The sequence below is a fragment of the Streptomyces sp. S186 genome, from assembly GCF_051603415.1.
Classification (GTDB): Bacteria; Actinomycetota; Actinomycetes; order Streptomycetales; family Streptomycetaceae; genus Streptomyces.
The window spans coordinates 3,315,634-3,328,676 of sequence record NZ_CP193932.1 but is presented as its reverse complement, the minus strand read 5'-3'; the positions used below and the strand labels follow the sequence as shown (position 1 = coordinate 3,328,676).

Annotated in this window: 13 protein-coding genes; 8 read left to right on the top strand and 5 right to left on the bottom strand. The window is 71.7% G+C overall.

Annotated elements, in window-relative coordinates:
• Positions 1–70 precede the first annotated feature (70 nt).
• Both ACRAS8_RS13945 and ACRAS8_RS13940 read right to left on the bottom strand, forming a co-directional pair.
• Positions 71–655 carry a hypothetical protein gene (locus tag ACRAS8_RS13945; RefSeq protein WP_438486329.1) on the bottom strand — a complete coding sequence of 195 codons (585 nt, stop codon included), beginning with the start codon at positions 653–655 and terminating at the stop codon, positions 71–73.
• A 121-nt stretch (positions 656–776) separates the two neighbouring features.
• Entirely contained in the window at positions 777–1,580 is an 804-nt protein-coding gene (locus ACRAS8_RS13940; RefSeq protein ID WP_438486327.1) for an RDD family protein, read from the bottom strand.
• 247 nt (positions 1,581–1,827) lie between these two features.
• On the opposite strand from ACRAS8_RS13940, the gene ACRAS8_RS13935 reads away from it, so the two are divergent.
• The 7 genes from ACRAS8_RS13935 (at position 1,828) to ACRAS8_RS13905 (ending at position 9,410) form a co-directional block, all read left to right on the top strand.
• Positions 1,828–2,685 carry a bifunctional methylenetetrahydrofolate dehydrogenase/methenyltetrahydrofolate cyclohydrolase gene (locus ACRAS8_RS13935; RefSeq protein ID WP_438486325.1) on the top strand — a complete coding sequence of 286 codons (858 nt, stop codon included), beginning with the start codon at positions 1,828–1,830 and terminating at the stop codon, positions 2,683–2,685.
• A gap of 167 nt (positions 2,686–2,852) precedes the next feature.
• Positions 2,853–3,281: a DUF3017 domain-containing protein gene (locus tag ACRAS8_RS13930; protein ID WP_438486323.1), complete on the top strand. Its 429-nt coding sequence runs from the start codon at positions 2,853–2,855 to the stop codon at positions 3,279–3,281.
• Positions 3,282–3,405: 124 nt separating this feature from the next.
• Entirely contained in the window at positions 3,406–4,626 is a 1,221-nt protein-coding gene (locus tag ACRAS8_RS13925; protein ID WP_438486322.1) for an NADP-dependent isocitrate dehydrogenase, read from the top strand.
• A 415-nt stretch (positions 4,627–5,041) separates the two neighbouring features.
• Positions 5,042–6,031 carry a malate dehydrogenase gene (locus tag ACRAS8_RS13920; RefSeq protein ID WP_438486320.1) on the top strand — a complete coding sequence of 330 codons (990 nt, stop codon included), beginning with the start codon at positions 5,042–5,044 and terminating at the stop codon, positions 6,029–6,031.
• A 240-nt stretch (positions 6,032–6,271) separates the two neighbouring features.
• On the top strand, positions 6,272–8,119 hold the full coding sequence (locus ACRAS8_RS13915) for a hypothetical protein (protein ID WP_438486318.1): 1,848 nt from the start codon (positions 6,272–6,274) through the stop codon (positions 8,117–8,119).
• 1 nt (position 8,120) lies between these two features.
• Entirely contained in the window at positions 8,121–8,510 is a 390-nt protein-coding gene (locus ACRAS8_RS13910; RefSeq protein ID WP_438486316.1) for a hypothetical protein, read from the top strand.
• Positions 8,511–8,516: 6 nt separating this feature from the next.
• Entirely contained in the window at positions 8,517–9,410 is an 894-nt protein-coding gene (locus ACRAS8_RS13905; RefSeq protein WP_438486314.1) for a hypothetical protein, read from the top strand.
• 40 nt (positions 9,411–9,450) lie between these two features.
• On the opposite strand, the gene ACRAS8_RS13900 is transcribed toward ACRAS8_RS13905, so the two are convergent.
• The 3 genes from ACRAS8_RS13900 to ACRAS8_RS13890 form a co-directional block, all read right to left on the bottom strand.
• Positions 9,451–9,660, bottom strand: a complete 210-nt coding sequence (locus ACRAS8_RS13900; protein WP_438486312.1) for a DUF5988 family protein — start codon at positions 9,658–9,660, stop codon at positions 9,451–9,453.
• Positions 9,661–9,717: 57 nt separating this feature from the next.
• Complete coding sequence (locus ACRAS8_RS13895; RefSeq protein ID WP_438486310.1) at positions 9,718–10,311, bottom strand: Uma2 family endonuclease; 594 nt, start codon at positions 10,309–10,311, stop codon at positions 9,718–9,720.
• A gap of 102 nt (positions 10,312–10,413) precedes the next feature.
• A complete protein-coding gene (locus tag ACRAS8_RS13890) occupies positions 10,414–11,193 on the bottom strand; it encodes a hypothetical protein (RefSeq protein WP_438486309.1) in 780 nt (259 codons plus the stop codon).
• A gap of 292 nt (positions 11,194–11,485) precedes the next feature.
• Between ACRAS8_RS13890 and ACRAS8_RS13885 the strand changes: the two genes are divergently transcribed.
• Complete coding sequence (locus ACRAS8_RS13885; RefSeq protein WP_438486307.1) at positions 11,486–13,012, top strand: aldehyde dehydrogenase family protein; 1,527 nt, start codon at positions 11,486–11,488, stop codon at positions 13,010–13,012.
• Positions 13,013–13,043 lie beyond the last annotated feature (31 nt).

The following is a 13,043-nucleotide window of genomic DNA, read 5'->3' as shown; positions in this document are numbered from 1 at the left end:
ACCGGTCACGTGCGGAGGGCCGCACCCCGTCATTTCGGGGTGCGGCCCTCCGCCGCTGTCTGCGCGGTGCCTACTGACGCGGCCGGCTGAACCAGGCCTTGCTCTCCTCCTTGGAGGCCATGACGATCACTGTGATGCCCAGCGCCGTGTGGATCAGGCCGAGCGGGAAGGAGGCGAAGCTCAGCAAGGTGGTGCCGGCGCCGAAGACGATGGTGCTGATACGGACACCGTTGCTGCCGTTGCCGAACTGGGCGGCGAGCGTGATCGCGGCGGCCGTGAAGATCACGATGACCACGATGGCCGCGATCGCGAAGCCCTTGGTGACCGCGAACGCGGACGAGTCCGCGTACGGGGAGGACGCCGCCTCGTGCGACGCCTTGCTGAAGACCCCCAGCATGACCACCGAGAGGACCAGGCCGATGAGGTTCAGGCCGGCGAGCACGAACAGCATCACCCGGGCCGTCTTGACGCCGCTCGGCATCACCGCCGGGTACGGCATCTGCGCCGCGGGCATCGGACCGCCCGCGTACGGGCCGCCCGGGTACGGGTTGTACGGGGCCATCGGCTGCTGCGGCTGCGGGGGCTGCTGGGGATAGCCGTAACCGGGCTGCTGGCCCGGCGGAGGGCCGTAGGGGTTGGGGTTGGGATAACTCACGAGCGGTGCCCTTCAGGCTACTTGGAGCGGTATCGGCGAGCGCCGCGAAGGCCCCCGATTCGCTGCTGCGAGGGGGCCTTCACCGGGCTGTGCGGGGCGTGGAGTGCGGCCCGCTACGTCCTTACTTGGGAACCTCGACGACCACGGTGCCGACGATCTTGTCCGCGAAGGTCTGGTTCTTCTCGTCCCAGAGCGGCCACAGCCAGCCGATGCCGCACAGCGCACCGTTCAGGCCGCGGCAGATGTAGCGCACGAAGGTCATGCCGAAGCCCATGGGCTGGCCGGTGGCCTCCTTGATGACCTTGATGCCCAGCGCCTTCTTGCCCGGGGTCTGGCCGGTGCCGCCTTCCTTCGCCATGAGGAAGAAGCCGCCGCTCACGCCGATCAGCCACGCGATCCCGATGAGGATGAAGAAGATGGCCGGCGTGCTGGACGTCGTGGCCGACTCGTAGGCGTGGTTGAGGCAGCTGTAGTCCCCCGGCGGGCAGTTGGCGGCGGCTGAGCTGGCCGAGCTGCTGGCCGAGCTGACCGAGCTGCTCGCCACGGCGATGGCGATGACGTAGAGGATGATCGGCACCAGGCCGACGATGAGGAAGTCGATCAGCAGAGCACCGACCCGCGCACCCCAGCTCGCGTACCCCATCGGCATTCCCGGCATCCCGGGCATCCCCGGCATGCCCGCGCCCGGCTGGCCGTACGGGGCCGCCGGCTGCTGCGCGTAGCCGTAGCCCGGCTGACCCTGGGGCGGGACCTGCCCCTGCTGGGGGTAGCCGTACGGCTGCTGGGGCTGCTGCGGGGCGCCCTGCTGCGGGTAGCCGTAGCCCGGCTGACCGCCCTGCGGCGGGACCGGCGGCTGCTGGCCGTACGGGCCCTGGGGGGCCTGCGGCGGCTGGCCGTACGGGTTGTTCGGGTCACCGAAGCTCATGGTGCTGCTTTCCTCCGTTGGTGTCAGTGGGGGACGACGCGGCGTGACTCGGAGGAAAAACAGGTGTGTTCATGGCCCGCCCCCGACGATGCCTGCGGCACTGCGCCGTCAATCCTTCTAGGTGAGGATTCCGTCTGTCCAGTCAAGGCGGTCAGCCTTTGTGCAACCGCAATGATCATTTCAGGACAACTGGCGTCCGCGCGCCCTGATTGGAACACGGGTGCCTCCATCCGGGAGGATGGGGGGTATGACTGCCCAGATTCTGGATGGCAAGGCCACCGCCGCCGCGATCAAGTCCGAGCTCACCGCCCGCGTCGAGGCGCTGAAGGCCAAGGGTGTCACCCCCGGCCTGGGCACCCTGCTGGTCGGCGACGACCCCGGCAGCCGCTGGTACGTCAACGGCAAGCACCGGGACTGCGCCGAGGTGGGCATCGCGTCCATCCAGCGCGAACTGCCGGGGACCGCCACCCAGGAGGAGATCGAGGCCGTCGTCCGGGAGCTCAACGAGGACCCGGCCTGCACCGGTTACATCGTCCAACTCCCGCTCCCCAAGGGCATCGACGCCAACCGCGTGCTGGAGCTGATGGATCCGGCCAAGGACGCCGACGGGCTGCACCCGATGAGCCTGGGCCGCCTGGTCCTCGGCATCGAGGGCCCGCTGCCGTGCACCCCGTACGGCATCGTCCAACTGCTGCGGCGGCACGACGTCGAGATCAAGGGCGCGCACGTGGTCGTCGTCGGCCGCGGCATCACCATCGGCCGGCCGATGCCGCTGGTGCTCACCCGCAAGTCCGAGAACGCCACGGTCACCCAGTGCCACACCGGCACCCGCGACCTCTCCGCGCACCTGAAGCAGGCCGACATCATCGTCGCCGCCGCCGGTGTGCCGCACATCATCAAGCCCGAGGACGTCAAGCCCGGCGCGGCCGTCCTGGACGTGGGCGTCAGCCGGGACGAGCACGGCAAGATCGTCGGCGATGTGCACCCCGGCGTCGCCGAGGTGGCCGGCTGGGTCGCGCCCAACCCCGGCGGCGTCGGCCCGATGACCCGTGCCCAGCTGCTGGTCAACGTCGTCGAGGCGGCGGAGCGCGCGGCCGGGCTCTGACCGGCGTCAGCCGGGGAGGCTCTGACCGGCCCGGACGTGCGAGCCTGGAGGAGGGCCCGCCGTCCCGCGTCCCGGGCAGGCGACCTACCCGCGACACCGCTCTCGACACCGACCTCCACACCACTCTCCACACCGACCCGGACACCGGAAGGGGCTGACCGCCAGACATGGCTGCCGAAGCGCACTCGGAGGGTGCGTCCGAGCCGCAGCGCACCTCGCGCCGCTTTCCGCAGCTGACCCGTGACACCGCCCGCCCCGAGGGCGGCGGCCGGGCCGCCTCGGGCGACTACCCGGCGCCGGCCCGGCAGTGGCCGCTGCTGACCGTGCTGGGCGGGGTCGCCCTCGGGCTGCTGCTGGTCGCGCTGGACGCGTTCCGGATCGGCTCGATCGTGATCGGGCTGTCCCTGCTGGGCGGCGCGGCGTTGCGGTGGGCGCTGCCGTCGGTGGGGATGCTGGCCGTCCGGTCCCGCTTCACCGACCTGATCACCTACGGCGGCCTGGGCTTCGTGATCGTGATCCTGGCGATGATGGTGCAGCCCAAGCCGTGGATCCACATCCCGTTCCTGGACGACATCGTCCACTTCACGGTCCGGTAGTACGCGGCCACCGGCCTTGCGCGGCGCTGCGGCACACCTCGTGCCGTAGCGCCGTGTGCCTGTGTGACGCGGGTAACTTGGCGACGTCCGGGGGGTGCCCCAACCGCGAGAGGGACGTCCACGCATGGCCAAGATCAAGGTTGCCCGCCCCGTCGTCGAGATCGACGGCGACGAGATGACCCGCATCATCTGGTCGTCCATCAGGGACCGGCTGATCCTCCCGTACCTCGACATCGAGCTGAAGTACTTCGACCTCGGCATCGAGCACCGGGACGCCACCAGCGACCAGGTCACCGTCGACGCCGCGCACGCCGTCCAGGAGTACGGCGTCGGGGTGAAGTGCGCGACGATCACCCCGGACGAGGCCCGGGTCGAGGAGTTCAACCTCAAGGCGATGTACCGCTCGCCGAACGGGACCATCCGCGACATCCTCGGCGGCGTGATCTTCCGCGAGCCCGTCATCATGGAGAACGTGCCCCGGCTCGTCCCCGGCTGGACCAGCCCCATCGTCGTCGGCCGCCACGCCTTCGGCGACCAGTACCGCGCCACCGACCTGAAGGTCCCCGGACCCGGCACGCTCACCCTGACCTTCGCCCCGGCGGACGGCGGCGAGCCGACCGAGCTGGAGGTGCACCAATTCCCCGGCGCCGGCGTGGCCCTGGCGATGTACAACCACGACGACTCGATCCGCGACTTCGCCCGGGCGTCGTTCCGTTACGGGCTGGACCGCGGCTACCCCGTCTACCTCTCCACGAAGAACACGATCCTCAAGAAGTACGACGGCCGCTTCAAGGACCTCTTCCAGGAGGTCTTCGACGGCGAGTTCCGGACCGAGTTCGAGGCCCGCGGCCTGGTCTACGAGCACCGGCTGATCGACGACATGGTGGCCATGGCCCTGAAGTCGTCCGGCGGCTTCGTCTGGGCCTGCAAGAACTACGACGGCGATGTGCAGTCGGACGTCGTCGCCCAGGGTTTCGGCTCGCCCGGGCTGATGACGTCGGCGCTGATGACGCCCGACGGCCGGACCCTGGAGGCCGAGGCGGCGCACGGCACCGTCACCCGCCACTACCGGCAGCACCAGCAGGGCAAGGCCACCTCCACCAACCCCGTCGCCTCGGTCTTCGCCTGGACCCGCGGCCTGGCGCACCGCGGCAAACTGGACGACACCCCCGAGCTGACCCGCTTCGCCCACACCCTGGAACGGGTCTGCGTGGAGACCGTCGAGGGCGGCCAGATGACCAGGGATCTGGCGCTGCTCATCGGCCCGGCCCAGCCGTGGCTCACCACCGACCAGTTCCTGGAGGCGCTGGACGCCGCGCTCCAGAAGGCGATGGCGCCCGCCTGAGCCGGCCGCGGCGGGCTTCTGCGGCTGGCCGGGAATCGCCCTCCCCGTAAAACCGCCGAGTAAGTGGGGGGATTGCCCTCCCGGATCCCGGGCATGCGCACCACAACCCCCCCACGGGTATGGCACAACCGCCGGCCGCCCGCGCTCCCCCTCCAAGAGCGGGCGGCCGTCGCCCCCCGGCCGGGCCGCCCCGCCGGCCGCCCGCACCGCGGCCGCCGAGGTGGCCCGGCCGGGGCCGGTGTGACGACCGGTGAGGTGTCCCACACCGGCCCGCCACCTGCGCGGGTCAGGGGTCCGATAGCCTGACGGCCGGGTCTCTCGATACCAAGAGACCTCGATGAATGGGCAGGGACACCCACCGCCGACCCAAGGTGGTCCAGGGGCTTGCCCCCGGAATACCGCGCAGGAGATCGCCATGACCCGCACTCCCGTCAACGTCACCGTCACCGGCGCCGCCGGCCAGATCGGTTACGCCCTCCTCTTCCGCATCGCCTCCGGTCAGCTGCTCGGCGCGGACGTGCCGGTCAAGCTGCGCCTCCTGGAGATCCCGCAGGGTCTCAAGGCCGCCGAGGGCACCGCGATGGAGCTCGACGACTGCGCCTTCCCGCTGCTCCAGGGCATCGACATCACCGACGACCCGAACGTGGCCTTCGACGGCGCCAACGTCGCGCTGCTCGTCGGTGCCCGTCCCCGCACCAAGGGGATGGAGCGCGGCGACCTGCTGGAGGCCAACGGCGGCATCTTCAAGCCGCAGGGCAAGGCCATCAACGACCACGCCGCGGACGACATCAAGGTCCTGGTCGTCGGCAACCCGGCCAACACCAACGCGCTGATCGCCCAGGCCGCCGCCCCGGACGTGCCGCGCGAGCGCTTCACCGCGATGACCCGCCTGGACCACAACCGCGCGGTCACCCAGCTCGCGCAGAAGACCGGCACCCCGGTGTCCGAGATCCGCCGCCTGACCATCTGGGGCAACCACTCGGCCACCCAGTACCCGGACATCTTCCACGCCACGGTCGCCGGCAAGAACGCCGCCGAGGCCGTCAACGACGAGAAGTGGCTGGCCGACACCTTCATCCCGACCGTCGCCAAGCGCGGTGCCGCGATCATCGAGGCCCGCGGTGCCTCGTCGGCCGCCTCCGCCGCCAACGCCGCCATCGACCACGTCCACACCTGGGTCAACGGCACCGCCGAGGGCAACTGGACCTCCATGGGCATCCCCTCGGACGGCTCCTACGGCGTCCCGGAGGGCCTGATCTCCTCCTTCCCCGTCACCACCAAGGACGGCGTGTACGAGATCGTCCAGGGCCTGGAGATCAACGAGTTCTCCCGCACCCGCATCGACGCCTCCGTCAAGGAGCTGTCGGAGGAGCGCGAGGCGGTCCGTGCCCTCGGCCTGATCTGAGCCGGCGCCGGCGTACCGCCGCACCACCCTTCCGAGCCCGTACGGCCCAACGGCCGTGCGGGCTCGTCCCGTTGACGGACCGTCGTACGTCGGTAACGCGCTGGCACGGCGGCCTCCGCTCCTCTATGCTGCGATGCCTTCACACGTCCGGGTGATGGCGGGCGTTCCGCGGAACGAGCCGCGCGCACCGGCGCGTTGTGGTGGGTGTAGCCGTTACGCGGGGGAATTCGGGGGAGGACGATGAGCGGTACGCAGGTGCCTGCGCAGCCGGGCGAGCCGGACGGCCCGTCACGTCTGCGCAAGGACGTGACGAAAGACGTATCCGGTGGCGCGGCGGGGGCCATGCCGCCGCCCTCGCTTGCGGCGACCCCGCCGGGCGCCAGTGAGGCCACCCGCCTGCTGTGCGCCGGCACCTACATGGACGAGACGTTCCGGGACGCCGTCATCGACGAGCTGTACGTCCACGAGGAGCGATTCGCCGCACCGTCCCTGGGGATCGACGCCGCCCGGGTGCTCGCCCACGCGCTGCGCGCCCGCCGGCTCGAAATCGGCTGGGCGGCGCTGATCCTGTTCACCTGGATCGTGGTCATCGTGCTCTCGCAGGGGTTGGCGCTGGCCTACGCCCTCCCGGTCGTCCTCATGGGCCTGGGCCGTTTCGTCCGCCGGGCCCCGATCCCGCAGGGTCTGGCCCGGCCCGTCTCCTTCGTCTTCCGCTGGTACGGCCGGATCTCGCTGTTGCTGCTCCTGCTGGCTCTGGCGGCGGCGTTCGGCGGGGCCCTCCTCGCGGGGGCCGTCTCGGCACCGTTCGGGTGGCTGGAGGGCCTCCTGGCCGGCTCGTCGGGCTCCGGATCGTACGGCGGGTACGGCGGGTACGGCGGGTACGGCGGGTACGGCTCGTCCGGCGCTCTGGACCTGGGCTCCTCCCTCTTCGCCGTCTGGATCACGCTGGCGCTGCCGGTGCTGCTGGCCGTCATGGTCGGTATGCAGCGCGGCCGGTTCGCCCGCTCGCTGGCCCGTGAACTCTCCAAGGAACGCTTCCCGGACGTGCTGTCCGACCCCGCCGAGCAAGCCGAGGGCATGCGCTTCCAGCGCCTGCGGCACCGCATCCGGGTCGAGCAGCACGGGCCGCTGGTGATCTACCGTGCCACCGACCCGTTTTGCGGCGCCGGCGAGGAGTTCAAGCCCTGGTCGCTGTCGGTGGAGTTGGTCCCCCGGAGCGACCGGGAGCCCGAACCACTCGACAACGGCGCGATCCTGGCGCGCATCGTCCCGCTGGTCGCGGCGCTGCGCACACCGTCCGGATCAGCGCACATGGCACCGAAGGTGCGCGACCGCCTGCGCGCACTGGAGATCGACGAGTGCGTCTTCCTCCCCGCCGACGGCCTGCGCAGCCGCGGCGACGCGCCGTACGACCCCGCGGGGTTCGAGCTGCACCGGGCCGACGCGGTGGAGGAGGGCGGGGAGACCCGCCGGCACTTCCTGCGGATCCGGGTCGGCGGCTGGCACGAGGGCGTGGTCACCACCGTCTTCGTGCGGGTCCACACCCAGGGCGGCATGCTGATGCTGGAGGTCGCCCCGCATGTGCTGTGGCCGCTGCGGCCGCTGTTCCAGGAGGCCGACCGGATCGCCCACCGCTACCGCCACCACGACCACTTCGGCAAGGCCGTCTGGGCGCTGGCCCAGGCCCCGCGCTCCGCCGGCGACGCGGTGCTCAGCCTGCTGCGCGCACTGCGCTCCACCTGGCGGATCCTCACCGGAGGACACCGCGGCGCCCTCCCAGAGGGCCCGGCCGCCTCCGTGCGCGAACTGGGCTCCTTCGGTGATGCATCGCTCTTCCAGGACATGGACGTCGCCCGGTATCTGAAGACCATTCAGTCCCGGGTGGCGGGCGGGGTGACCACCGCGCTGCGCGACGCCGGCTACCAGACCGACGAATTCGAGCAGCGCATCGTCCATGTCGCCGAGGGCGGCATCTACGTCGAGTCCGCCCAGGGCGCCATCGGCATCGGCGACCACAACACCATCACCAGCAACGGCGACCCCGCTCCCCGGAGCGGCTCCGACTCCTCCCCGAAGGGCAGGTCCTGACGTGGCATCAGCTGACCGGGCCGGCAACGGCAACGGCATCCACATCGGCAGTGTCCAGGGCGCCTTCGCCATCGGCGACCACAACACCGTCACCCACCACGGCACCAACGCCCAGGGCGCCGCGCCCGCGATCGACCCGGCGCACGAGCAGCTCCTCCAGGCCGTCCGCACCCTCCGCGAGGACCTCGGGCGGGCCGTGGAGAGCCCCGAGGTCCGGGCGCTGACGGCCGAACTCGCCGACACCGAGGAGGAGATCACCGGCACCGGCGCCGCCGCCCCCGGCCGGCTGGCCCGGCTGCGGGCCGCGCTGACCGACGCCGGTGCCGTGGTGGGGCTGCTGGCGTCCGGCGCGGCGGTGGTCCAGGCGGTCGCCGCCCTGTTGGGAGGGTGACGGCCCGTGCCCCAAGGCCCCGGACCGCGCTGGAACCCCGACACCCAGTCCTGGGAGACCGGCCCCGCGCGCCCCACCCGCCCGTACACCGGCCCGATGCCGCCCCGCCCGGTCGCGCCGCCGCCGTCCGCTGCTCCGGGGCCGGATGCCGACGGCCCCGTCGCGCCCGCGTACGGTTCCGGACCGTCGTACGTCCCTGGCACCGACAGCGTGGGGATACCCGTGCCTGCCGCGGGCACCGGCCGCCGGACCCGGATCCTGATCGCCGCCGCGGTGGCCGCCGTCGTCGTGGCCGGTGCCGGCGGCGGCTACCTCCTGTGGGGCCGGGGCGGGGACGCCCGGCCCGCCGCCCGGCCGACGGCCTCGGCGAGCGGCGCCACCGCCACCGCCCCGACGACCGCCCCCGGAACGCCCTCTGCGTCGCCCACCGCCTCCCCCTCGGCCTCCGCCCCGCCCGTCCCCAGCGGCTCCCACCTCGTCCACGACGAGAAGGGCTTCACCCTCGCCGTCCCCGACGGCTGGCGGCGCGAGCTGCGCGCCACCGGGGTCTTCTACACCTCGCCGGACGGCCGCAGCCTGCTGCAGATCTTCCAGATCACCGAGCCCGACCTCACCCCGCGGCAGGCCCTGGAGCAGGCGTCCAAGGGCCTCTCCGGCCAGCCGGGCTACAAGGAACTCGGCATCGAACTGCGCCAGGGCCCGCCCGGCCCCAACGGCGCCCAGCTGACCTACGCCTACGACAGCGACCGCCTGGGCATCCGCGTCCAGGCCGTGGACTGCGCCTTCACCGTCCCCGACGGCCGCCAGTTCGCGGTCCTCGCCCTGGGCCCGGAGTCCGACTGGCCCCGGCAGGAGGAGGTCCAGCGGGTCGCCCTGGAGTCGTTCCAACCCGTCGTCTGAGGCCGCGGCCCGGTCCGCCGGGCCGCGCCGCCACCGCCGGCTAGCCGGGCAGCTCGGTCCGCTCCCACCACTCGTACACCGGCAGCCGGCCGTCGGCGGTGTCCCACTCGCGCGCGGTCGGCCGGAAGTGCTCGTAGCCACCGCGGTACGGGATCTTCAGGTCGCCCGCCCCGGGATCCACCTCGACGATCCGCTTGCTGATCCCCTCGGGACCGCCCTGGAGTACTGCCTTGGGTGCCTTGCTCTCCATGGCGGCAGTGTCTCGCGCACCGCGCGGGCGCCCGGGGCGGCTCGCCGGGCCGGCCCGTCAGTCGCGCGGGAAAACCTTGGTGTCGAAGGTCATGCCGAGGACGGTGTCCGTGAGATCGATCGGTTCGCCGTAGGCAAGGGTGAGGTCGCGCATGTACTCGCCGTCCTGGGGGTGGGTGAAGACGCGGCAGCGGCCGGCGTAGGGATCGGCGATGACGTAGATGGGGACTTCGGCGGTGGCGTAGATCTTCTTCTTGGGGCCGTAGTCGTTCATGGCGGTCTTCTCGGAGATGACCTCTGCCACGAACTCGACGTCCTGATAACGCCAGCGGCCGTCCTCCTTCTTGGCGTTGTCGGCGAGCTTGGCGACGTCTGGGCAGAAGCCGTTGCGCTTACCGGGGAAGTCGATCCGTACATCCGACATCGCAAGGACGTCCATGCCGAAGCGGTCTTCCAGCGCCCGCACGATCCGGCGAATGGTCTGCCAGTGGATGTCCCGCTGTGGCGACATGAAGATGGCCCCCTCGACGATCTCAACCTTGTATCCCTCGGGGACGGGCATCCGCTCCAGCCGTTCAAACAGCTCGTCCAACGTCGGCTCACCGGGCTCGGCCATCTCGATCCGTTCGGTCCGCTCAAGGCTGATGGTCATCGTGCCGCTCCTCCCCGCTCCGCCGCGGGATGCGGGGAGCCGCACGGTTCAACGATACGTATGTACGAACGTCACGGGGTGAACGTCTTGCGGGGGCTGACGTCACACGGACTGGTTCTGGCCCCCCTCCAGGACGGAGACGTCGACGGTCTGGCCCGGGGGCGGGGTGTGCGTGGAGACCGGGCGGTCGTAGTCGCTGAGCAGGACGGTGCTGGTCTCGTCGTCGACCCGGGTGGCGAGCTTCAGGGGGTAGTGGGTGCCCTTGATGGCGACGTAGACGGTCTGGGTGGCGTCGCCGTCCTTCTTGACGACGGGGAGGACGCGGGTGCCCTCGTGGGTGGTGGGGCGGCCCTTGGAGAGGGTGACGGCGGGGCTCTCGTCGGGGGCGGGGGACTGCGGGGTGACCGCCTTCTGGAAGGCGGTGAGGTCGCAGGCGGCGGCGATGCTCTGGAGGAAGCTGTCGTCGGTGGTGCCGTGGAGGAAGCGGTCCCGGTAGTTCCGGGCCGCGGTGGTGCCCTCGTCGCCGGGCAGCTGGCTCTTCCAGAAGGCGGCGTCGGGCTTCAGCCAGACGTCCTTGCCGCGCTTGATCAGGTCGACCCGGCCCTGCTCGCCGTTGCTGATGTCGCCGGCGCAGTTCCCGGCCCGGTCGAGGGTGAGGTCGAGCTTGGTGGCGTCGACGGAGGTCTCGGTGCGCAGCCGCACGGAGGTCGCGCCGAGGAGGGCGTGCAGGGCCTCGTCGGAGATCTGCTGGGCCGACTTGTGGGCGAGGTCGCCCTCGTCGTCCGGGTCGTCGGCCGGGGCCACGGCGGCGCAGGTGGCGGCCGCGATCAGACCGGCCGCGCCGCAGGCCAGGGCGGTGAGGGAGGGGCGTCTGCGGGGCATCTCGGCACCTCCGTCCGGAGGGGCTCCCGGGGGCCGCGGTAGGCCGTCCGGGAGGCTCCCGGGATGGGCATACGGCTATTCAGCGTACTTTCCGGCCTATTCGGGCGCATGCGGAGAGGTCGGGCGCCTCGGGGTGACTCGGGTCACTTTCGATGAATGTTCCGGCATAGGAATGCAGGTTTGGGTTAGGGGTCCACGTTGCTGGCGTGGCAAGTGGTTGAACCAGTGAAGATCACTGGGGAGCCCGGTCGCCGGCGGGAACACACCGGAAAGCGGAAGGCAGAAGGACGTCGTGGCGGCAACCGAGACACGCGAGACCAGTGAGACCATTCACGTAGGCGGGGAGTGGCGGGCGGCCGCTTCCGGTGCCACACGCGAGGTCCTGGACCCCGCGGACGCCACGACGCTCCAGGTGGTCGCCGAGGGCGGCGCCGAGGACGCCGACGCGGCCGTCGCGGCGGCCCGGGCGGCCTTCGACGGCGGCGCCGGGGTGTGGCCCCGCACGCCGGTGGCCGAGCGGTCGGCGCTGCTGCGCCGGGTCGCCGACCTGCTCCAGCGCGACCGCGAGAAGATCGCCCTGATCGAGAGCCGGGACACCGGCAAGACCCTGGAGGAGGGCCGGGTCGACGTCGACGACGTCACCAACGCCTTCCGGTACTTCGCCGACCTCGTCGTCAACGAGAGCGGCGGGCGGGTCGTGGATGCCGGGTCGGCCGATGTGCACAGCGTGGTCGTGCACGAGCCGGTCGGTGTCTGTGCGCTGATCACGCCCTGGAACTACCCGCTGTTGCAGGCCAGTTGGAAGATCGCGCCGGCGCTGGCGGCGGGCAACACCTTCGTGATCAAGCCGAGCGAGGTCACCCCGCTCTCGACCGTGCACCTGGTCCGGCTGCTGATCGAGGCGGGGCTGCCGGACGGCGTCGCCAACATCGTCACCGGCGCCGGGCTGCCCGTCGGCCAGCGGCTGGCCGAACACCCCGACGTGGACCTCTTCTCCTTCACCGGCGGCCTGGTCAGCGGCACCAAGGCGGGCGCGGCGGCGGTCTCCGGCGCCAAGAAGATCGCCCTGGAGCTGGGCGGCAAGAACCCCAATGTGGTGTTCGCCGACGCCTGCGCCACCGACGAGGGCTTCGACACCGCCGTCGACCAGGCGCTGAACGCGGCGTTCATCCACAGCGGGCAGGTCTGCTCGGCCGGTGCCCGGCTGATCATCGAGGAGTCCGTACGGGACCGCTTCGTTTCCGAACTCGCTCGCCGGGCCGAGAAGATCAAGCTCGGCCGCGGGACCGAAGAGGGCGTGGAGTGCGGCCCGCTGGTCTCCCAGCAGCAGCTGGAGAAGGTCGAGGCGTATGTCGCCTCCGCGCTGACCGAGGGCGCGAGCCTGCGCTGCGGTGGCGCCCGCCCCGAGCCCAGCGACGTCCGGCCGGCCGGCGGCTACTTCTACCGGCCGACCGTGCTGGACGGCTGCCACCGCGGGATGAAGGTCGTCCGGGAGGAGACCTTCGGGCCGATCCTCACCGTCGAGACCTTCACCACCGAGGACGAGGCCGTCGCGCTCGCCAACGACACCGAGTACGGGCTGGCCGGTGCGGTCTTCTCCGCCGACACCGCGCGCGCCCGCCGGGTCGCCGCCCGGCTGCGGCACGGCACCGTGTGGATCAACGACTACCACCCCTACCTGCCGCAGGCCGAATGGGGCGGCTTCGGGAAGTCCGGCATCGGCCGCGAGCTCGGGCCGAGCGGACTCGACGAGTACCGGGAGAGCAAGCACATCTACGAGAACCTGCGGCCCGAGCCCGTCCGCTGGTTCGCCGGCTGACCGGCCCCCTTCCGGTACGACCCCCGGCCCG

Excerpts from the sequence above, each read along its gene's own strand:
- ACRAS8_RS13940 (WP_438486327.1), bottom strand. The coding sequence starts at position 1,580 with ATGAGCTTCGGTGACCCGAACAACCCGTACGGCCAGCCGCCGCAGGCC.
- ACRAS8_RS13935 (WP_438486325.1), top strand. The coding sequence starts at position 1,828 with ATGACTGCCCAGATTCTGGATGGCAAGGCCACCGCCGCCGCGATCAAG.
- ACRAS8_RS13930 (WP_438486323.1), top strand. The coding sequence starts at position 2,853 with ATGGCTGCCGAAGCGCACTCGGAGGGTGCGTCCGAGCCGCAGCGCACC.
- ACRAS8_RS13925 (WP_438486322.1), top strand. The coding sequence starts at position 3,406 with ATGGCCAAGATCAAGGTTGCCCGCCCCGTCGTCGAGATCGACGGCGAC.
- ACRAS8_RS13920 (WP_438486320.1), top strand. The coding sequence starts at position 5,042 with ATGACCCGCACTCCCGTCAACGTCACCGTCACCGGCGCCGCCGGCCAG.
- ACRAS8_RS13915 (WP_438486318.1), top strand. The coding sequence starts at position 6,272 with ATGAGCGGTACGCAGGTGCCTGCGCAGCCGGGCGAGCCGGACGGCCCG.
- ACRAS8_RS13900 (WP_438486312.1), bottom strand. The coding sequence starts at position 9,660 with ATGGAGAGCAAGGCACCCAAGGCAGTACTCCAGGGCGGTCCCGAGGGG.
- ACRAS8_RS13895 (WP_438486310.1), bottom strand. The coding sequence starts at position 10,311 with ATGACCATCAGCCTTGAGCGGACCGAACGGATCGAGATGGCCGAGCCC.
- ACRAS8_RS13890 (WP_438486309.1), bottom strand. The coding sequence starts at position 11,193 with ATGCCCCGCAGACGCCCCTCCCTCACCGCCCTGGCCTGCGGCGCGGCC.